Source organism: Arthrobacter sp. R4, assembly GCF_051365025.1.
Classification (GTDB): domain Bacteria; phylum Actinomycetota; class Actinomycetes; order Actinomycetales; family Micrococcaceae; genus Arthrobacter.
This window is the reverse complement of the sequence record NZ_JBLWIJ010000007.1, coordinates 166772-188033: the sequence shown is the minus strand read 5'-3', so window position 1 is coordinate 188033 and position 21262 is coordinate 166772. Positions and strand designations below refer to the sequence as shown.

Annotated in this window: 14 protein-coding genes; 3 read left to right on the top strand and 11 right to left on the bottom strand. The window is 64.9% G+C overall.

Annotation, left to right across the window (positions count from 1 at the left end):
* Positions 1-23: 23 nt before the first annotated feature.
* On the bottom strand, positions 24-2963 hold the full coding sequence (locus ACLKOZ_RS03910; RefSeq protein ID WP_337350541.1) for a glycoside hydrolase family 2 TIM barrel-domain containing protein: 2940 nt from the start codon (positions 2961-2963) through the stop codon (positions 24-26).
* Between the two features lie 12 nt (positions 2964-2975).
* Positions 2976-4505 carry an apiosidase-like domain-containing protein gene (locus ACLKOZ_RS03905; protein WP_337350540.1) on the bottom strand — a complete coding sequence of 510 codons (1530 nt, stop codon included), beginning with the start codon at positions 4503-4505 and terminating at the stop codon, positions 2976-2978.
* Positions 4506-4725: 220 nt separating this feature from the next.
* On the opposite strand from ACLKOZ_RS03905, the gene ACLKOZ_RS03900 reads away from it, so the two are divergent.
* Entirely contained in the window at positions 4726-7359 is a 2634-nt protein-coding gene (locus tag ACLKOZ_RS03900) for a family 78 glycoside hydrolase catalytic domain (protein ID WP_436472947.1), read from the top strand.
* Positions 7360-7364: 5 nt separating this feature from the next.
* Here ACLKOZ_RS03900 and ACLKOZ_RS03895 read toward each other — a convergent pair whose 3' ends face one another.
* The 7 genes from ACLKOZ_RS03895 to ACLKOZ_RS03865 all read right to left on the bottom strand — a co-directional run bounded on the left by ACLKOZ_RS03895 (position 7365) and on the right by ACLKOZ_RS03865 (position 15777).
* A complete protein-coding gene (locus tag ACLKOZ_RS03895) occupies positions 7365-8375 on the bottom strand; it encodes a LacI family DNA-binding transcriptional regulator (RefSeq protein ID WP_436472945.1) in 1011 nt (336 codons plus the stop codon).
* Between the two features lie 3 nt (positions 8376-8378).
* Positions 8379-9425 (bottom strand): D-2-hydroxyacid dehydrogenase, encoded by a 1047-nt coding sequence (locus tag ACLKOZ_RS03890; RefSeq protein ID WP_436472943.1) that lies wholly within the window; start codon positions 9423-9425, stop codon positions 8379-8381.
* A gap of 94 nt (positions 9426-9519) precedes the next feature.
* A complete protein-coding gene (locus tag ACLKOZ_RS03885; RefSeq protein WP_436472941.1) occupies positions 9520-11028 on the bottom strand; it encodes a glycoside hydrolase family 32 protein in 1509 nt (502 codons plus the stop codon).
* A gap of 103 nt (positions 11029-11131) precedes the next feature.
* Positions 11132-12736, bottom strand: a complete 1605-nt coding sequence (locus ACLKOZ_RS03880) for an ABC transporter substrate-binding protein (RefSeq protein WP_337350535.1) — start codon at positions 12734-12736, stop codon at positions 11132-11134.
* A gap of 59 nt (positions 12737-12795) precedes the next feature.
* A complete protein-coding gene (locus ACLKOZ_RS03875) occupies positions 12796-13755 on the bottom strand; it encodes a carbohydrate ABC transporter permease (RefSeq protein ID WP_436472939.1) in 960 nt (319 codons plus the stop codon).
* Positions 13756-13762: 7 nt separating this feature from the next.
* Positions 13763-14737 (bottom strand): ABC transporter permease, encoded by a 975-nt coding sequence (locus ACLKOZ_RS03870; protein ID WP_337345261.1) that lies wholly within the window; start codon positions 14735-14737, stop codon positions 13763-13765.
* Complete coding sequence (locus ACLKOZ_RS03865) at positions 14734-15777, bottom strand: LacI family DNA-binding transcriptional regulator (protein ID WP_337350533.1); 1044 nt, start codon at positions 15775-15777, stop codon at positions 14734-14736. The genes ACLKOZ_RS03870 and ACLKOZ_RS03865 overlap by 4 nt, the downstream gene beginning before the upstream one ends.
* A 347-nt stretch (positions 15778-16124) precedes the next feature.
* Between ACLKOZ_RS03865 and rsgA the strand changes: the two genes are divergently transcribed.
* Positions 16125-17297, top strand: a complete 1173-nt coding sequence (rsgA, locus tag ACLKOZ_RS03860) for a ribosome small subunit-dependent GTPase A (RefSeq protein WP_436472936.1) — start codon at positions 16125-16127, stop codon at positions 17295-17297.
* Between the two features lie 156 nt (positions 17298-17453).
* Positions 17454-18473 (top strand): LacI family DNA-binding transcriptional regulator, encoded by a 1020-nt coding sequence (locus tag ACLKOZ_RS03855; RefSeq protein ID WP_337350531.1) that lies wholly within the window; start codon positions 17454-17456, stop codon positions 18471-18473.
* A gap of 180 nt (positions 18474-18653) precedes the next feature.
* Here ACLKOZ_RS03855 and ACLKOZ_RS03850 read toward each other — a convergent pair whose 3' ends face one another.
* Together ACLKOZ_RS03850 and ACLKOZ_RS03845 are read right to left on the bottom strand one after the other, a co-directional pair.
* The gene (locus tag ACLKOZ_RS03850) at positions 18654-19649 is read right to left on the bottom strand and encodes an arabinan endo-1,5-alpha-L-arabinosidase (RefSeq protein WP_436472934.1); all 996 of its coding nucleotides are present in this window, start codon (positions 19647-19649) and stop codon (positions 18654-18656) included.
* A 55-nt stretch (positions 19650-19704) separates the two neighbouring features.
* Positions 19705-21249, bottom strand: coding sequence for an alpha-N-arabinofuranosidase (locus ACLKOZ_RS03845; protein ID WP_436472932.1), 1545 nt, complete (start codon positions 21247-21249; stop codon positions 19705-19707).
* Between the last annotated feature and the right edge of the window lie 13 nt (positions 21250-21262).

The window sequence follows — 21262 nt, the reverse complement described above, 5'->3', positions numbered from 1 at the left end:
GTCAGGCCGAGACCAGTTCCGCCCTACGCCTGGAAGCTCACGCTCCAGCTGGTCGCTTCGCGGGGAATCCGGTATTGGCCCGGGATGGATGGCCCGCACGCCGCGGATCCCAGGCCGAGCTGTGACTGGTCAACGTTCAACCAGACCTTGCCGGAATCGGCCAGGTCATGGGGATGACGGGCACGCTCAAGCGCCTCGCTGGTCCACCGCCGTGCCGTGAAGTCGAACAGCGGGTCCCCTTCAACGCGCAGGGTAGGCAGCCCGGCCCCTGAGGCCTCCAGCCACCGCGTTTCCACGTGGTTGCCGTTTTCCTGGGGTACCGGATAGCCCACCTGCAGGGCGTCGACACTCGACGCGAACGTCCCGACGGCGGCCGCCTCCCGGGAATCGGCGTACGACTCCCCCGGTCCGCGCCCAAACCAGCGCACCTCCCGGTAGGCGCCGGGCAGGCCAAGCCGGAGTCCCAGCCGTGGCAGGACGATGTCCCGGTGCTGGTACGGCGTATCTGCCCAAGGCCCCACAAAATCCACTGAAACCTCCAGCCGCAGCCCGGTGCCGTCCGCGGTCCAATCGAACAGGTACTCAATGGCGTGCGGGTGGGTGGCCGCGGCGCAGCGGCCAGCTACCCGGAGGCGTTCGCCGTCGGCCTCGATCCGGTCGGTGCGGTGTTGCATCCGGTCCATTCCGACGGCGGTCCATGCGGCCGCGAGGTTATTGTTGCCCCCCTGCCCGCGGTCATTTTCGGTGGGAGCCCGGTACACGTCGAGTTGCGGGCCGTCGAGCTTCAGTTGTCCGATCCGCGTGAGCTGTCCGGTCACCGCATCGAACGCCGCGTCGCCAAGCAGCAGTTCGCCACCGGGCAACGCGGGCTGCCTGCCCAACATCGCGCGCCCCGGCTCCACCGCATGCGGCCTTGGACGTATGGCCAACGCCCCCTGGGACCAAGCCACGATGTGTCCGGCCGGAGCCCACGCCGTGCTTTCCTTTAGTGCCGCCTCGACCGTAAGCCACCACTCGCCGGGTTCCTCAGCGGGGGCAACCGGGCGCTGCACCGTGACTCCTTCCCCTGCGGCGACGGCCGGGACGTCCAAAACGCCGGTGCCGCGCGGGGCGCCATCCAGTTCGAGTCGCCAGGTGAACATGAGATGGTGGAGCCCGATGGTGTCGTAATCGTTTCGGATCGAGATCGCCTCATCTACGGAGATCTCCACCGGCTGGAGCACCTTCTTCAGCTCGGCCAAGCCGGGCGACGGCGTCCGGTCCGAAAACACCAGCCCGTCCAGGCAGTAGCGGCCCCCGTTCGGGCGGTAATCAACGTCGGAGCCGTGCATGATGAACTCATGGTCAGCGGCATCCCGGTGTGTGAAGCCGTGGTCGATCCACTCCCACACAAAGCCGCCGCAGAACCTGTCGTGTGCCTTCAGGATGCGGTGGTAGTCCAGCAGCGAGCCGGGGCCATTGCCCATCGCGTGGGCGTATTCGCACAGCAGGAACGGCAGGGAGCGGCGGCGCGCGTCGTCGTCGTCGGTAATTCCCGCAGGCCGGGGATCCTCACGCCGGCCTATCTGCTCCAGCAGTTCCAGGGATGGGTACATCAGTGACGCGAAGTCCGAATTGCGGTAGCTGGGGTCGCGCTCGTAATGGAGGGGACGCGACGGGTCGCGGTCACGGATCCAGGCCTCCACGGCGTCGAAATTCCCGCCTACCCAGCTTTCGTTCGCCAGGGACCAGGCCACCACGCTGGGGCTGTTCTTATCCCGCTCCACCATGCGGCGCGTACGGTCGAGCATCGCCGGCAGCCAGCGGGGATCAGCCGGCGGATTGCCCTCCCAGCCGGCGTAGATGAAGCCGTGCGTCTCCAGGTCCGATTCCTCCACCACCCAGAGGCCGTACTCGTCGCACAGCCTGATGAACTCCGGGTGCGGCGGATAGTGGCTGGTGCGTACCGCGTTGATGTTGTGCTGCTTCATCAGCATGATGTCGCGGACCATCGTTTCCCGGTCGAGCGTCCGCCCGGTGTCCGGATGGTGTTCGTGGCGGTTCACTCCCCGGAAGAACACGGGCTTGCCGTTGACGCGGAGGACGCCGTCGTCAATCGCAACCGTGCGGAAACCTATCCTCAACTCAACCGTCTCGCCCTCCGACGCGAGCGTTCCCCGGTACAACCGGGGCGATTCGGCACTCCACGGCTGCACGGGCACAGTGGCGGACTCGCCCGCGGCCATGCTGATCCCCAGTTCAGTAATCTCCACCCGGGCAGGGGCTGAGGCATCCACCCGGAGCGTGCCCTGCCCCGTCCGGTGGTCGAAGCCGGCGTGGACAAAGTAGTCCTCAATCGCGCCGCCGGGCCGTTCGATCAGCTCGACGTCCCGGAAGATGCCGGGCAGCCACCACATGTCCTGGTCCTCAAGGTAGGTGCCTGAGGACCAGCGATGGACACGCACGGCGAGTACGTTCTCGCCCGGAAGCACGGGGGCGTCGAATTCGAAAGGCAAACGGCTTCCGGTGGAAAAGCCAAGCTCCACGCCGTTAAGCCAAACCTTCGCACAGGAGTCCACTCCCTGGAACCGAAGCACGGCCCGGCCCCAGTCCTCGGTCACGTCGAAGACCAGCCGGTAGTCGCCCGTGGGGTTTTCGGTGGGGACCCGCGGCGGGTCAAGGGGCATGGGCAGTGCAGTGTTGGTGTACAGCGGGCCCTCGTCCGTGCCGCGCAGCGACCGGGCGGGTCCGCCGGCCAGGGGTGTGACCGGTTCCAGGACCCAGTGGGAGGGAACGCGGATGGTGTCCCAGCCGGTGTCGTCGTACCCGGGCTTGATAAATCCGTCGCCGGTGCCCGACGCCGTCGGCGACAGTTTGAACCGCCAGCTTCCGTTCAGGCTCAGGCGGCGTGCGTCGCTGACCGTATCCGCGCGGGGTTCGCGGCGACCGGACCCCGGGGGGAAGTCATCCCAATATCGGCGCATCTGCAGTCCCTTTCAGTCCGCAACGGCAGGTTGCGGGACCCGGCGGACGCGCAGCGCGAGCGCCTCGCCTTCAGGCAGCTGGACTGGTTCCGAGTCCGCGGCGAACGCATCATTTCGCTGGACGTCCGTCAGCTCAAAGATCCGGCCTGCCGGCTTGATGGTCATGTTCCATGTGTCGATCACGTCAACCTCGAAGCGGTCACCCACCTCCAGCTGGATTCCCATGCCCGTATTCGGCAGCCGGAACGTCCACGATGCTGGAGCTGAGCGCCCAAGATACTGGAAGTACTCTCGCCGGGGAATGCCGGCGACGAACGCCGCATCCCACCAGTTGTCGATGGGATCCAGGCCGTCTCCGTCCACGTCGTCCAGCAACTTCCGCAGGAAACCGAGCCGTTCCGGACTCTTCCCGCGCAGAAGGCCGCCCTCAACGATATGGAGGCTGCCGTCGTCGAGCACGAAGCTCTCGCCGTGGGAGGCATAGCAGCCCGACACGGCGCTGATCCAGAACTGGTGCACCAGTTCCCGGGCCGTGAGGTGCCCCCACCGCTCGGGGACGTCGCCCTCGTACTTGACCTCGTCGAGCACCACCGGCTTGCGGTAGGCGTCACGGAACAGCGAAGCGCGACCGAAGTCCTCGGTCGCTTGTCCGAGTTGGAGCGAGGCGTGCGTGACCCACGGCTGGTTGTAGTCATACAAGCGCATCCAGTTATGGATGGACCGCAGATGGCCGTGGGGATCGGTGGCTGCGAGCAGTTCCCCGGCCGCATCCCATCTCGCCGTGGGACGGTCCAGGATGTCGAACTCGTTGCAAAGCGACCACCACACGTTGGAGTAGGCGGAGAGCCGCGCGACGAGGTAGCGCAGGTACACGGCATCCTCGGCTTCGGTCAGTCCGTCGAGTCCGAAGCGGCCGTTGTCATAGGCGTTGTAGATCAGCACGTCGGCCTGGATCCCCCGGGATTGCAGAAGGACGACGGCGGCATCCAGACGCTGGAAGAAGGCCACCACCGGGCGGGTCACGTCGTGGCGGCCGTCGGCGCCGCGTTCAAACGGCAGCAGCTTAGGGAAATGTTCCACATAGCCGCCCGCCTGCGGAAAGACCATAAAGCGCAGTTTGCTGAAGCCGGCCGCAGCCAGTGAGTCGACCGTGGCCGCGAACCGATCCTCGGGCTGGTGCAGCCAGTTGTACACGGTGGCCCCGACCGGGCGGAACGGAGTGCCGTCTGCGTGGGCGAAATGGAACGTGCCGGCCACCCTGACCGGCCCGTGCTCCGCGGGTGCCGGGGCCGTTACGGTGACAGTGCCCGTCATTCCGGAAAGTCCGACGGCCTCCGAGCGTGTGCTCCAGGTCCAGCTTCCTTCCCGCTCCGGGGCGAAACGCACCACGTAGCGGTTTGCGCCGTCCCAGAATCCAGGCACTCTCTTGACCTCCCCGGACTCGTGCTCAAAGGCGGTCCAGAACGGCACACGATCCGCAGGAACTGGTTCGTCCGGTCCGGCCAGTACTACCTCAAGCACCGCGTAGCAGGGGTGCGTCATGGGGTGGTCCTTTCAGGTGGGGATTGTGCGCTCCGGAATGCGGGAGGGCGGTTCTTGAACCGTATCAACAGATAATCCCGCGAAACAAGGGTCTAAGAGCGAAACTCTTGAAACGTGTCAAGAACTGCGGAATGATGGGCAGGACACGGCACATATTCCCCACCTCCCAGCTTCCGCACATCCGGACGCGGGCCGAGAGGCCCACCCATCAGGAGTCTTTATGAGCATCACCGTTGGTACACCAACGTTCGAACACCACCGCCAGGCCCTCGGCACCGGCGTCGCCACGCCGCGGCTCTCCTGGAAAACCCAGGCGGCGGCCGGCTGGACGCAGGCATCCTACGAAGTGCGGGTGGAACGCGGAGGCACCGTTTACACCTCACCATCCTTCGGCTCCACCGATTCAGTCCTACAGCCCTGGCCCTCCCCGCCACTCAGCTCCCGCGAGCAGGCAACCGTCAGGATCCGTGTCACGGGCGCCGACGGAACCCGCTCGGAGTGGAGTGAACCGGGCACCGTGGAAGCGGGGCTGCTGGAACCCGGCGACTGGAAGGCCATGGCCATCGGCGCCGGCTGGGAGGAGGATCCGGCGTCGGACGAACGGCGCCCGCCACTGCTGCGTCGGGAGTTCACCGTGCGCGACGACGTCGCCTCCGCGCGCCTCTATGTCACCGCCCATGGGCTCTACGAAGTCGAAATCAACGGCCGGCGGGTGGGCGATGACGCCATGTCGCCCGGCTGGACCACCTACAACCGACGGCTCCGGTACTACACCTACGACGTCACCGGGCACCTGGCCTCCGGCGCCAACGCTATTGGATCCTGGCTTGGGGATGGCTGGTACCGGGGGCGGCTGGGCTGGTACGGCGGTTTCCAGAACCTCTACGGCACAGATCTCTCGCTGCTCGCCCAGCTTGAAGTCCGGTACCGCGACGGCTCGGTGGACGTCATCGCCACGGATAGCTCCTGGCGGGCGGCCCCCGGCCCGATCGTGCGCAGCGGAAACTACGACGGCGAGCTGTACGACGCACGGCTTGAGCTCGATGGCTGGTCCCGGCCGGGATTCAACGACGCCGGCTGGCACGGCGTCGTCGCAGCACACCGCGATCCCGGCACGCTCGTGGCTCCGGAGGGACCCCCGGTCAGATGCACGCAGGAGGTAGCCCCTGCGATGGTTATGACCACACCAAGCGGCAAGAAGGTCCTCGATTTCGGCCAAAACCTCGTGGGCAGGCTCCGCATCCGGGTTTCCGGCGAGGCGGGGAACTCTGTCCTCATCCGCACCTCAGAGGTGCTGCAGGAGGGGGAGCTCTATACCCGGCCGCTGCGCAGTGCGAAGTCAACCGACGAATACGTCATGGCCGGACGGCCACTGGAGGAGTGGGAGCCCCGGTTCACTTTCCATGGGTTCAGGTATGCGGAGGTCAGCGGCTGGCCCGGCGACCTCGAGGCTGCCGTTGCCCGCGGCGACATCAGCGCCCGCATCTACCACACCGACCTCGAGCGCACGGGCTGGTTCGAGACCTCGAACGCGAGCGTCAACCGGCTCCATGAGAACGTGGTCTGGAGCATGCGGGGAAACTTCCTGGACATCCCCACCGACTGCCCGCAGCGGGATGAACGCGTCGGCTGGACCGGCGATATCCAGGTGTTCGCACCGACCGCATCGTACCTCTACGACGTCTCCGGCATGCTCTCCAGCTGGTTGAAGGATGTGGCCGCGGAACAGCTTCCGGATGGAACGGTGCCTTGGTACGTCCCGGTCATTCCGGCGCACAAGATGTGGACTCCCATCCGCCCCGGCGCGGCCTGGGGTGATGTCGCGACGTTTACGCCGTGGACTTTGTACGAACGTTTCGGCGATCCCGGGATCCTGGTTGCGCAGTACGACAGCGCGAAACGCTGGGTGGAACTGGTGGAGCGGCTTGCCGGGCCGGACCGGCTCTGGAATGAAGGATTCCAGCTGGGCGACTGGCTCGATCCCTCCGCCCCGCCGCATGATCCGGCCGATGCCCGCACCGACCGCTACCTTGTGGCCACGGCGTATTTCGCCCGCTCCGCGGATCGCATGGCCCGGGTGGCAGCGGTCCTGGGCCGGTCCGAGGACGAGGAACGGTTCGCCCGGCTGGCCGCGGATGTCCGCCGCGCGTTCGCGGCCGCCTATGTCCGCCCTGACGGAGCCATGACCAGCGATGCCCAGACCGCCTACTCGCTGGCCATCGGTTTTGAGCTGCTGCCCAACGCCGGGATTGAGGCGGCGGGGCGCCGCCTCGCCGAACTCGTAGAGGAGGCCGGGCACCGAATCGCCACTGGTTTCGTGGGTACGCCGCTGGTCTCCGATGCCCTCACAGTCACCGGACATGCAGACTCCGCCTACAGCCTCCTCCTTGAGGAAGAGGCGCCCTCCTGGCTGTACGCCGTCATGCAGGGCGGCACCACGATCTGGGAACGCTGGGACAGCATGTTGCCCGATGGCACAGTGAACACCGGCAAGATGACCTCGTTCAACCATTACGCCCTGGGAGCCGTGGCCGACTGGCTCCATCGCGTGGTGGCCGGCCTGGCGCCGGGAGCGCCGGGCTACCGGCATATCGTTTTCCAGCCGCAGCCTGGCGGTGGGCTCAAGCATGCTTCCGCGGAACATGAGACGCCGTATGGGCGGGCGGCCATCGCCTGGAAGATCGACGGCGGGAGCCTGCGTGTGGACGTCACGGTGCCCACGGGTGCGACGGCGACAGTGCAGCTTCCCGGGTGCGACGCCGTGGAGATCGGGAGCGGTGCGCATCACTTCGAAAGTGCGGCAGCCGCCGTCGACCGCGTTCCCCTGCTGGTCCAGGAAGCCTCCGCGATGTAGCAGCCTCAGGCGAGCGTGGAGGCCCGGACCATCAGTTTCGGCTTGAAGATAATCTGCTTGGCAGATTCGGTGTCCTTGGCAATGGCCGCTTGCAGGAGATCCACCGCCGCGATGCCGAACTCCTCGTGGGGAGCCCTGACCGACGTCAAAGGGATCACCGAGGCTTCCGCGAACTCGATATCGTCATACCCGACCAGGAGGATGTCGGCCGGTATGCCCAGCCCGTTATCCACCACGAGTCCGTGCATCAGGCCCAGAGCCAGGAGGTCGTTGGCGGCGAAAATCGCCTCGGGCCGGCGCTCCGGGGATCGCTTGGCGATCTCAGCTGCCACCTCCCGACCCACGGCAAGGGTCCGGCTGCCGACGTTGATCACCTCAAGGGTGGCATCGACGCATTCGCGCACCGCACGGCTGGCACCCTCGATCCGGTCCGAGATCTGCGGCACTCCCAAAGGCCCTCCGACGAACGCGATGCGCCGGGCCGACTGCTCGATGAGGTGCCTGGCTGCCAAGTATCCGCCCAACTCGTCGTCCACTGACACGGACGGCTGTTCGCTGGCCAGCGCGCGCTGCCCCACGAGGACGCTGGGAGTGCCAAGCCTGCGGATGTGGGCCAGCCGGTCCTCGATAGGACCATGCGATGCCACCAGCAGCCCCCGGACGCGGTGAGCCTGGAACATTTCCAGATAGGCGTCTTCCCGCTCCCGGCTCCTGTTGGAGTTGGCCAGGAAGACCGAAAGTCCGTCGGCTGCGGCACGCTGCTCCACGCCCTCGGCAATAGTGGCAAAGAAGGGGTTGCTGATGTCCGGGGCAATGTAGGCGATGGTTGCACTGCTGCCACGGCGGAGCTGCGATGCAGCGTCATTGCGCACAAAGCCCAGTTCGTCGATGGCGCGCTGGATGCGCTCACGTTTTTCCAGAGACACTTTGTCCGGATGGTTGATGAAGTGCGAAACAGTGCCTTGCGCCACCTGCGCGAGCGCTGCGACTTCCCGGATCCCTACCCTTGAGGCCATGGCTTAGTAGAACTCGACGGTGTTGACCCGGTTCCGGAGGGGCTCGCCGTCCAGAAGCCGTGTCGCATTCGTGGCGAATAGCTCGGCGATGAGCCGCTCCTCGTTGCCGTTGATTGCCGCGGCGTGCGGAGTGACGAGGACGTTCGGCATTTCCCATAGCGGGCTGTCCACCGGAAGCGGCTCGGTGTCGAAGACATCGAGGGCGGCGAAACCGATCCTGCCTTCAGCAAGGGCCTCAACCAGGGCTGGCTCATCCACGGTGGTTCCCCTGCCCACATTGACGAGCGTGGCTCCCGGCTTGACGCTTTCCAGCACCGTTCGGCTGACAACCCGGTGTGTCGCCGTCGTGCTTGGAAGGCAGAGAACGATAGCGTCCGCCCCGGCTACGGCCTGAGCAAGCTCTTCCATGGGGACGATCAGCTCAACCCCCGACACCTCGACCTGCCTGCGGTGGGCACCGATGACCCGCGCACCCAGTGCCGCCAGCTTTCCCGCCACGGCCCTGCCGATGCCCCCAAGGCCCACCACAAGGACGGTGGCGGAGGACATTTGGCTGAGCGTGCGGCGCTCACCCCAGGTCCGGTTCCGTTGATCGTTCTGGAGCCTGGCAAGATCCTTCATCCCGGCCAGGACACCAAATACTGCGAACTCGGCGAGGGGCTGCGCGTGGACGCCGCCCGACGTTGTGAAGGCGATCCGCTCCAGTTGCTCCTGGCTCAGGTTGGCAGCGCGCACCTGGCCGCCGCCTCCAGCAGGAGTGGTGTGGACCCACAGCAGCCGTCGATTCGCCTCAACCGTGCGCTTGAGCTGCGATGGCGACTGGTCCGGTACGCCGTACAGCGCGTCTGCAGAGTCGATCAGCTTCTCGAACCGGGCCTGCTCTTCCGCGGTGCGCGTGAAGCTTTCGTCGCCCCGGTGGTCGCCGGGATGGCCCTGGGGCGGGAGCAGCGCCTGGTCGCGGACCATCTCCACTCGAGGCTCGGTCCGCTCAATGAGCTCGCACAGTTCCTCGGGCAGGGGTGTGGGCACAACAACACGGAGCGTCTTCATGGGTCTACTGTAATTGAACAGCTTGACACGTTTCAGGCCAGCTGCCTCCGGGCTGAAGGCATCCGGGCCGTGCATCGGATGCCTTCAGCTGGGTTTACGCGTATTGGGTGATGACCAGGCTTTCCACGGTGGCAGTACCGCCGAGAGCGTAGATGGCGACGTCGGTGCTCGTCGGTGCGGGGAAGATCAGTTCCGTCATGGTGACCTGGCCTTCCTCGGCGAAGACTTCGAGGGAGCAGTGGTCCACGAAGATGGTGAGCCGGTAGGAACCCTCGATCGCCCTGATGGGGGCGGTGTCGATGGATGGGAAGGATTCATGGAAGCTGGTGTTTCCTGATGTCCGACGGTCGACATGGAGGGTGCCATGTGCTGGCCGGATGCCGACGCGTGTTCCGTGGGCGCCGTTGGCGCGGACGATCAGCCCAAATTCCTCCGCGCTTCCGGGTGTGAGGGTCAGATCGATCCGCTGGACGGCGCCGGCCGCCCCGTCAAGGACGCGCGTGCAGTCGGAGAGTTCCGCGTTTTCCAGCGTGAATGACGGGCCGGCACTGGAAACCGCGGCGAAGTCCCCAGCAGGCTGTTGGATGAGGCGGGGTCTTCCGTCGATGGTGTGAAGGGATACTTCGCGGGCCAGGGTCATGGGGCTGCGCCAGGGCGAGGTGGGGATCTGGTTGGCGTACTCCCAGTTATTCATCCAGGCGATCATGAGGCGGCGGTTGTCCGGGGCGTCGCTGAACGAGACGGCGGCGTAGTAGTCCCGGCCCCAGTCCAGCCACTGGTACTCGCCCAGCCGGTCGGGATCCTGGTGGCCTTCGGTGACGGTGGTGGCCGAGGTGAAGGTGGTTCCGTCGAAGTCTCCGACGAAATACTGCCCGGCGGAACCAGCGTTGGGGCCACCAGGGTTGAGGTTGACGGTGAGGACCCATTGGAGGTTTTCCGGATCGCCGTCGAGGGGCAGGGGAAACAGGTCAGGGCATTCCCAGACACCCCCGGTGGCGTTGGCCGGGCCGAACGTGCTCAGAGGCTCCCAGTTTTTCAGATCAGGGGACTTGTAGAGCACAATTTGGAAGTCCGTGGCTTCCACGGCAACCATGACCCAGTAACTGCCAGCTCCGCCGTCGTACCTGATGACCTTGGGGTCACGGAACTCGGCTGATCCGCGGTTCAGTACCGGGTTCGCGGTGTGTTTGGTCCAGGTGTAGCCGCCGTCGAGGCTGAAGGCGAGCGACTGGGCCTGGAGCCCCTCATGTGCGGAGCCGGACTTGAAGGCGCTGGTGTAGACGGCGACCAGGGGCGGGGCCGAGTCGCTGCCCAATCCGCTGGTGTTGTCGCGGTCAAAGACAATGCTTCCGGAGAAGATGTCCTCGTGCTCATCGCAGGCGATGGCGACGGAGTGCTCGGTCCAGGTGACCAGGTCCGGGGAAGTGGCGTGGCCCCATGACATGTTTCCCCAGACGTTATCCAGCGGATTGTTCTGGTAGTAGAGGTGGTAGACGCCGTCATGGAAAATCAGGCCGTTGGGGTCATTGAGCCAGGTGTTCCGGGCGGCGTAGTGCATGACCGGGCGGAAGGTGTCGGCTGTCGTGGCGGTCGCGGCAGTCATGGGGGTGGGGTCTCGTTTCTTGTGCGGGTCTGGCTGGGAAACTGGCAAGGTTCCCTGGTTGGGGTGGGCCGGCAGGCGCGCCGGCCCACCCGTTTTGTCGGTGTTAGGAGTTGGTCTTGTAGCGGTCGTAGCCCTGCTGGTAGACCTCGATCATTTTGTCGACGCCGATGTTCTTGAGCTGGGAGATGTAGCCGTCCCATTCCTGCTCGATGCCGCCGGAGACGATCCACTTGGCCATGTTCTGCTTGACCAGCGACGCGGCGTCCGTTTCGATGGTGCCGATCTGCTGGAGTTCCTCGGTGGACAGCGCCACGGGCGGGTATCCGTCGTTGGCGGCGAAGGGCTTGTAATTCTCTTCTACCGTTTTCTGGCGCTGGGCTGCCCTCGGCTCAGGGGCCACGACGTTCTTGAAGTTCTCTGCGGTGTTGGCTTTCGGGCCGCCCGGGGCGACCTTTTGGCGCCGTTCGCCCTCGCTGGTCCCTGCCGGGGCGGGGATCTGGGTCAGGATGCCACTGGCGTCCTTTTGCAGGGTTTCACCGATCGGTCCCCAGTTGGCCTGGGCTGACTGGATGGGGTCATACAGGTTGTCTGCCCAGCGCATGGTCGCGGCCGGGTATTTGTTGGTCCGCGTGATGGCGAAGGCGCCGCGTGCTATTTCCTGGTTGTTGGACTGGCTGACCAGGCGTTTTCCGTCGACACCCTCAAGGGCGGGGACCAGGGAGTAGTTGTTGGCGCGGTCCGCGCCGACCATTTCGGGGATTTCCCACCAGACGAAGGAACCGAGGTTTTCCGTGGCGGCCTTGCCCTTGGCCAGGTAGGCCTTGTCGTCCTGGGAGAAGGACTCGGGATCGATCAGGCCTTCCTTGTACCACTCGTGCAGGGTCTGGATGGCTTTCTTGTAGCCGTCCTGGGTGGGGGTGAAGATGACCTTGTCGTCCTGGACGATGCGGTGGTCCATGTTGTCCGGCACTCCGCCGAGGGCGGCGATCAGGTCAACGATGTCCCCGCACCAGGAGCCGGGCATAAAGCTCAACGGGATGGTCTTGCCGGTGCCGGACGCGTCCTGGGTCTTGAATGCCAGCAGGGCGTCGTGGAACTCATCGATGGTTTTCGGCATCGGAATGTTGAGTTTCTTCAGCCAGGTAGTGTTGATGGCCAGTTCGTTGGGGAACTGGACCAGGCCGAGTTCCTCGATGGAGGGCAGGGAGTAGATGTGCCCGTCCGAAGAGGTGATGGCAGCCTTGATATCAGGCCGTTCCGAGAGCAGTTTGGAGAGGTTGGGCGCGTTCTTCTCGATAAGCCCCTCGAGTGGGATGAGGGTGCCGCTGGCGGAGTAGGTGGCTATTTCAGCATCGGTCAGCCCCGAGTTGAAGAAGGCGTCGGGGAGGTCACCGCTGGCGAGGATCAGGTTCTTCTTTTCCTTGAAGACTGTTTCGGGCAGGTTCTCCCAGTTGACATGGACGTTGGTGGCCTTTTCCCATTCCTTCACCACGGTCATGGTGTTGTAGTCCGGGGCAAGCGCTGACTTCGTGCCGGAGAACGTGAGGTCCAGTGTCTTGCTGACGATCGGGAAGCCTGTTTCCTGGAAACCGAAGTCCGAGGAGGCGTCTTTGATCTCCGTGGTGCCTGAGCCGCCGGAGCAGCCGGTGAACATCAATGTTCCGGCCAGGACGGTGCCGAGGGCGGCGAATTTGCGGCTGAATGCCATGGTCATTCCTATTCTGAGTTGGGGATACTGCATCTGGGGGTTACTGGTGGGCGGTGCGGTTATTTGACGGCGCCGATCATGGCGCCCTTGGTGAAGTGCTTCTGCATGAATGGCAGGGCAATCATGAGGGGCAGGCTCGAGACGACGATCATGGCGTACTTGGTGAGCTCTGCGATCCGTTGCGCTGCCGCATAGGATTCGATGTCGCCGCCGGTGGTTCCGGCGGAGGAGACATCGGATTGGATGAGGATGTTCCGGAGCACCAGCTGTAGCGGGTACTTGGAGTCGTCATTGAGGAAGATCAGTGCGTCGAAGAACGAGTTCCACTGGGCTACGACGTGGACCATGATCATGAGCATGATCAGTGGTTTGGACAGGGGCAGCACCATCTGGAAGAAGAACTTGAAGTCGGTGGCCCCGTCCATCTGGGCGGCTTCGCGCAGTTCGTTGGGGATGGTGTGTTCGAAGAATGACCTGGCGATGATCAGGTTCCACACGCCCACCGCACCGGGCAGGACCACTGCCCAGACAGTGTCCAGCATCCCCAGGTCCCGGACCACAAGGTACTTGGTGATGAGGCCGCCGTCGAAGAACATGGTGATCACGAACAGGAGCATCAGAAACTTCCGGCCCGGCATGTCCTTGCGGGACAGCGCGTAGGCCCCGCACAGGATGGTGCTGACGCTGACGGCGGTGCCGAGCACGGTGTAGATGACGGTGTTGCCCAGGCCGTTCCAGATCCGGCTGTCGGCGAAGATCCGTTCGTAGCCCTCGGTGGTCACGCCGGAGGGGAACAGCCAGACCTTGCCTTCATAGACGGCGTTCGGATCGCTGATGGAGGCGATGACGATGAAGTACAGCGGATACACGACGGCGAGGATGGACAGCAGCAGGACGGTAGTGGCGGCGACGTTGAACGCACGGTCGCCGTACCTGTCCCTCAGCGACTGCTTGGGACGGACCACGCTCAGGGTCCGTTTCGGGTTCTCGATGGTCGGGGGGTTGGTTATCAGGGACATGTCGGCCTCACCACAGGGTCGCTTGGTTGGCCCGGCGCGCAATCGTGTTGAACACGAGCAGCAGCGCCAGGTTAAGGAGGGAGTTGAACAGGCCGATAGCGGCCGAGTAGCTGAACTGCGCCTGCTGCAGGCCCGCGTGGTAGACGTAGGTCTGGATGATCTCCGAGGTCGAGAGGTTCAGCGGCGTCTGCATCAGCAGCGCCTTTTCGAAACCGACGTTAAGCAGGTTTCCGATGGCCAGGATGAACAGGATCGTCACCACCGGCATGATGCCTGGCAAGTCGATGTGCCGGATGCGCTGGAGCTTCGAGGCGCCGTCGACTTTGGCCGCGTCATGCAGTGCCGGGTCGATGGCGGCCAACGCCGCAAGGTACACGATCATGGAGAAGCCGGCATTCTGCCAGACATCCGAGATCACGTAGATGGGGCGGAACCACTCTGCGGAGCCCATGAAGAAGATCGGTTCACCGCCGCCGAGTTGGATCGCATTGTTCACGAGACCAGACCTGGGGGAAAGAACCACGAACATGATGCCAACCACCACGACGGTGGAGATGAAAGCAGGCGAATACAGCACGGTCTGGGTGAACTTCTTGAACCTCTCGCTCTGGAGCTGGTTGACCAGCAACGCGAGGATGATCGGGATTGGGAAAGCCACCAGCAGGCCGAGCACGGCGATCCACAACGTGTTACCGACGACCTGGCCGAACTGGTATGAGTTCATGAACCTGATGAAGTGCGTCAGGCCCACCCAGGGGCTGTCGGTGAACCCGTCCACCGGGTTGTAGTTCTTGAATGCGATCTGAACGCCGTACATCGGCCAGTACTTGAAGACCAGGATATAGACGATCGCCGGGGCTAGTAATACGTATAACTGCCAGGCACGGGAAATCCTCTTGAGACGGAGCGAAAGAGAATTTTTTCGTTGCGGCAACGGTGCCGCAACAGGACGCCCGCGTCGGGCCGGGATAGTGCGGCTCATGGCATCTCCTTAGGATGAGTCACTGAATTCCGTTCAATCAGAGGGCAGTCCATCAGCTCGACCCGGCCGTCGGGTTCCGCATCCTGGAGTATCAGATCAACCGCACGACGGCCCATGGCGACGAACGGCAATTCAAAGGTGGTCAATCCCGGGCGAAGGTGCGGCGCGATGGTCGTCTGGTTGTCAAACCCGACTATAGAGACGTCCCCGGGAATCGATAGGCGCAGGTCCGACACCGCCTGGTAGGCACCCCAGGCGCCGCGGTCATTGGCGCAGAAAATGGCTGTGGGCGGGTTTTGGGAAGTGAGCAGCTCCATCGCGTACTTGTAGCCATGCACCTCACCGCCCTGACCGAACCGGACCAGGCCCGGATCAACATCCAGCCCCGCGTCCATAAGTGCCGCGCAGTATCCCTCATATCGGCCAACAGCAGCAGGCAGCCCACTTTCGAGGGTTTCGATATTGATCATCCCCACGTGGGTGTGACCAGCTTTGAGCAGCCGGCTGGTGGCCGCATATCCGCCCTTGACTTCGTCCGGTGCGACACTCGGGACCCGTCCAGCACGGTCCTGGGAGTTCAGCACTACGGATCGAACATCAGCCAGCACCTCCGGGACATCCAGCCGCCGGTGATACATGGCGGCGTAGACCACTCCTGCAACCTTGTAGGAGAGCATCGTGTCCAGGGAAGCAGCCTCGAGCTCCTTGTCGCCCCCGGTATTCACCGTAAGCAGGAGGAGCCCGTCCTCCCATGCCCGCTGCTGCGCACCTTCGATGATGGCTCCGGCAAAAGGAGTGGTAGCCACGGAGTCACCGATGAACCCGATCATGCCGGCCACACCCTCACGGAGAACCTTGGCATGGGCGTTGGTGCGGTAGCCGAGCCGGCGCACGGCATCCCGTACGCGCTTGCGGGTATCCTCGGAAAAGCGTGACCCGGCGGCCGAGTTCAGCACCAGGGACACAGTTGCCTGTGAAACTCCCGCAGCGGCCGCGACGTCATGCATCGTCGGTCCTGACTTGGGCCGTGATCCAGCCATGGGCACCTCCTCGGGCCTTAGGTAATGGGGCAGTTATTCGTATAACTGGGTCAACTGTAGCCTGCATCACACGGAGCGTCAACAGATTGGCCTGTCGATCTCCCCCTACCCAACACACCAGCACCGGGCTACACTCAACAACCGAGAGTCCGTGAAGGAATCCGGACACCGGGAGGGAAAGGAGGTGGTTTTGATGACGGTCACAGCCGCGCGCCCAGAGCGCCCCGCACCCATCAAACCAATCACTCCGCTCCCCCGCCTCCGCACCGCCTAAGGCGCGCACCCGCAGGTTCCGGCCACAGGACTGCCGCCCTCAGGTGCCTGGGGACTTCTCCCGAGGACTCACCTTGAACAATTCGTCAGGCACCAGCCTGCACAGCTTTGCCGTATCCCTTTCCAGCCACGACTCCAGCCACGACGGACCCGAACGTTACGGCTACTCCCCTTCCATCGCCCAGTATTTCGACTCCCACGACCCCAAAACCCACCATCACCAGGAACCCGGCCGGGTAGTCCGCGTGGACCGCAACCTGGTCCTCACAGCGGTCGGAAGGGAACTGCTCCACCTGCCCTACCCGCTCGACGCCGGCGTGCCGGTCACGGGCGACTGGGTGTGGATCGGACCCAACCGAGCCGGCGACCGCCAGATCACCGGGATCCTTCCGCGCCGGTCCGAACTCAGCCGCAAGCGTGCCTTTGAAGACTCCTCGGAGGCGCAGGTGCTCGCCGCGAACATGGACGTGGTGGGCGTGGTGGTCCCCGTGGACCGGCCGCTTACCCACAACCGCCTGGAACGCACCCTCGTGGCCGCCTGGGATTCCGGCGCGGTTCCGCTGGTGATCATCACCAAAGCCGATCTGGCGGACGTGGCGGACGACGTCGTCGGCAAAGTCATCCTGCAGGCGGCCGGCGTGGACGTGGTCACCACGTCGGCCGAGAACGGCGATGGGATCGACGCGCTCCTGGCGCACCTGCCGCCGCACTGCACGCTGGTCCTCCTGGGCCCGTCGGGTGCTGGCAAGTCCACCCTCATCAATGCCCTCGTGGGCCACCAAGTGCAGCACACCGGCGAGGTCCGCTCCGGCGACTTCAAGGGCAAGCACACCACCACGTCACGTGAACTCGTGCCGCTGCCCAATGGCGCCATCCTCATGGACACCCCAGGCGTCCGGGGATTCGGACTGTTCGACGCCGACGAAGGCATGGGCGAAATGTTCGGCGACGTGGAGGAGCTGGCCAGCCGTTGCCGGTTTTCGGACTGTGCCCACCACCGGGAACCGGGCTGTGCCGTACAGGCTGCCCTGGCGGACGGGACGCTGGACGAACGGCGCTGGCATAGCTACGGCAAACTCCAGCGCGAACTCGCCGCCCTGGCCCGGCGCACCGACGCCGCAGCCCGCCGGGCGTATCAGCGCGAGTGGCACCAGAAGGTAGTGGTGGCCGGGAAATCGCAACGCTCCGCGGAGCGCGACACCTCCGAGCGGCGGGAGGAGCAGCGCTCCAAGCGGAAGCGGCGCTAAACATTCGGCGTTGCTCTATCACTCATGGTTGCCAAACATGCCTGTTAGGAACCGGAAGTGATAGAGCAACGCAGGGAAGGGGCGCTGAGGCGATGCAACGTTGTAAACTATCCGGGACAGGCCGCGTGGCCCAGAACAACACCCGGGGGAGGCAGGATGGCGGCAACGCTGCACGACGTGGCCCGTGTGGCGGGGGTGTCCTTCAAGACCGTCTCCAACGTGATCAACAACCATCCGCACGTCCGGGACACCACGCGCGCCAGGGTTGAAAAGGCCATTCAGGAACTCGGCTACCGGCCCAACCTCACGGCCCGCAGCCTCCGCTCGGGGCAGACCGGCGCCATCACCCTGGCACTGCCCCAGCTGAGCCTGCCCTACTTCGCCGAACTGGCCGACGCCGTCATCGAAGCCGCAGCGAAGCACGGCCTGGTGGTGCTGATCGAACAGACCGGCGCGGACCGGAAGCGCGAACTTGAAGTGATGGCCAGCCCCCGGCTCAAGATGTCCGATGGCCTCCTTTTCAGCCCGCTCGCCCTCGGCCAGGAGGACGCGCACCTGATCAAGGCCGAGGTGCCGATTGTCCTGCTCGGCGAGCGCATCTTCGGCAGCGCGTCCGACCACGTCACCATGCAGAATGTCACCGCCGCCCGCGCTGCCACCGAACACCTGCTGGACCTCGGAAAGAAGCGGATCGCTGTCGTAGGGGCCCACGAGGGGGAAGTAATCGGCTCTGCTGGCCTCCGGCTGCGGGGCTACCGGGATGCCCTCGAGGCCCGGGGCATTCCATACGACGACGGAATCGTGGCCTACGTGGTGGACTGGCACCGGTCCAATGGCGCGGCCGCCATGCATGACCTGTTGGACCGCGGCGCCTCCTTTGATGCCGTCTTTGGTCTCAACGACACCTTGGCCCAAGGTGCCGTCCGCGTCCTGCAGGAGGCGGGCTTCCGCGTCCCGGACGACGTCGCCGTGATCGGTTTCGATGACCTGGACGAAACCCGGTACAGCCTGCCGACGTTGAGTACCGTCGATCCCGGCCGTACGGAAATCGCCGAGACCGCTATCCGGATGTTGATGGAGCGGATCAAGGAACCGAACGGCATGCCGCCACGGGAGATCGAGACGGAGTTCCGGATTGTGGCCCGCGAATCGACGGCGGGAGCAAGCCCAGCGTAGGTGGGCAGCGGGAAGGCCTGGAACAGCTCGTCCATGACCTCCGGCCGCCCGGCTGTACGCTCCTGCCCAGTTGCTTTTGGCGGCCCCGCCGGTGAAGCGCTTTCCACGCGCGACACGCCGTGGCGCGGCCTGATTCAGCTGCTTGGGGCGAAAGCAACCGGGCAGGAACGCACGCGGATCCTAGCTCGCCTTGGGCCACCCGTCCTTCCACTCAAGATCGGCCAGCCCCAGCCGGAACGCCCCGTCCAACTCCTCGGCGTAGTAGTGGAAGGCGAGCGTGTCCCCGGAAACGGACTGGCCGCCCGGCCCCACGCGCCCGCCATCTGTGGCCAACACAGTGGTCCCGCCTCCGTCGAGCAGTTCCTTGCCCTCCGCATCCACATAGGGGCCGGTAATGCTGTCCGAACGTCCCACCGCGATGTTGTACGTGCTTTCCAGGCCCTGGCAGCAGAAGTCCCGGGAGAAGAACAGGTAGTACTGGCCATCATGCGGCAGGATGTAGGGCGCTTCGATGGCGTTGGGCGGAACCTTCCGGTCGGCGATCGTTATCGGATCCGCGGCATCGGCGCGCAGGCCAGTAGGCCATTCGAGCTGCACCAGCTGCAACCCGGTCCAGAAGGATCCAAAAGCCATGAACGGCGTCCCGTTTGCGTCTTCCACGATGCCGGGGTCAATGGCGTTGAAACGCTCCCCCTTGGAGGAGATAACCTGCCCGCGGTCCACCCACTCGTACGCGGGGTCGGCGGGATCCAGCGTGGTGTTCGTGGCCAGCGCGATCACGGACAGGTTCTTTCCAAACGTGGACGCCGAGTAATACAGGTACCAGGTGCCGTCGTGTTCATAGAGTTCCGGCGCCCACAGGTTGTCCACGCCCGGGACCGCAGTGGCCAGCCAGGCCGGCTTTTCCTGCCAGACCTCGCCGGCATACTCCCACTCCACGCCGTCATCGGAGCGCCGGATCTGGATGTTGCCGTCAGCCACCTGCCCGTTGCCTGTGGAGTAGATGAACCACGGATCGCCGTCGCCGCCTTTGACCAGCGCGGGGTCGTGGGTGAAGAAGTCGCCGGTGATTTCGGCGGGCTTCGCCTCAGGCGCCGCGCCCGGAGAGGTGCCGCAGGCCGTCAGGACAAGGACGACGACGGCGGCAAGCACCGCTGCCAGCCGCCGCGCTGTCAATCGAACAGCTGTCAATCGAACAGCAGGGCGGCCGGCAGCCGGCTCGGAAAGCACGTCAGCCAAGCGCGACGGCGGACCAGGACACGGGCGGCAGGGTCACCGTCAGCGTGCCCTCCTCAAGGACGGCGCCCTGGAGCTGCTTCAGGCCAACCCGGTTCTGATCCTGGAGGGTGTTCTTGGCGTAGACGTCCTCGTCATGCAGGGTCACGGCTTCGGTGATCACCGTGGCGTTGAGGTCCGAGACATTGACGGTCACGTCGATGGACTCGGTCTGGCTGCGGTTTACCAGGAAGAGAGCCGACTGGCCGGCGTCGGCCGTGGCTACGGCGTCCACCAACGGAGCCTCGCCGTAGACCGCCGTCGTGTAGGTGCCGGCCTCGATGCGCGGGCGCAGGACCTCGCCGCGGGCCAGGCGGGAGGTGACGGAGAACGGGAAGAACGTGGTCTGGCGCCAGGTGTCGCCCCCCGGTTCGGTCATGATGGGGGCAATGACGTTGACCAGCTGCGCAAGGGAAGCCGCTGCCACGCGGTCGTGGTTCTTCAGCAGGGTGATCAGCAGGTTGCCGAACACCACGGCGTCGGCCACGGAGTAGGTGTCCTCCAGCTGGCGCGGCGCGTGGGTCCATTCCTCGTTGACCTCGTCGGAGGCCTGGTGTTCGTCCAGGTACCAGATGTTCCACTCGTCGAAGGAGAGCTGGATGGTCTTTTTGCTCTTCAGCTTGTGCTTGACGTGGTCCGCGGTGGCCACCACGGTTTCGATGAAGTACTGCATGTCCAGCGAGGAGGCGAGGTAGGAGCCGAGGTCACCGTTGCGCTCCTGGTAGTAGGCGTGGCAGGAGATGTAGTCCACGTAGTCGTAGCTGTGCTCCAGGACCACACGTTCCCATTCGCCGAACGTCGGCATGGAGGATCCTGACGAGCCGCACACCACCAGCTCCAGGTTCTTATCCGCCGTTTTCATGGCGGACGCGGTGCGGGCAGCGATCTTGCCATAATCCTCGGCGGACATGTGGCCGATCTGCCACGGCCCGTCCATCTCGTTGCCCAGGCACCACATGCGGATGTTGTAGGGGTCCTTGGCACCGTTGGCGATGCGCTGGTCGCTGAGGGCCGTGCCGGAGGGGTGGTTGGTGTATTCCAGCAGGTCAAGGGCCGCTTCGATGCCGCGGGTGCCCAGGTTGACGGCCATCATCAGTTCGGAGCCGGTGAGCTTGCACCAGCGAGCGAACTCGTCCAGGCCCACCTGGTTGGACTCCAGGGAGTGCCAGGCGAGGTCACGCCGGACCGGACGCTCCTCGCGCGGACCCACGCCGTCCTCCCACCGGTAACCGGAGACGAAGTTGCCGCCGGGGTAGCGGATGGTGCTGGAGCCGAGCTCCTTGACGAGTTCGATGACGTCCAGCCGGAAGCCGTCCTCGTTGGCCGTGGGGTGGCCGGGTTCATAGATGCCGTCGTACACACAGCGGCCCAGGTGCTCCACGAAGGAGCCGAAGATACGGCGGCTGACGGGGGCAACGACGGCGGACCGGTCGATGGTGATGACGGTGGGCGCCACAACAGCCAAGTCGGTCTGTTCAGCAGCAGCGGAGGTGATGGTCACGGTTCTTTCCTGT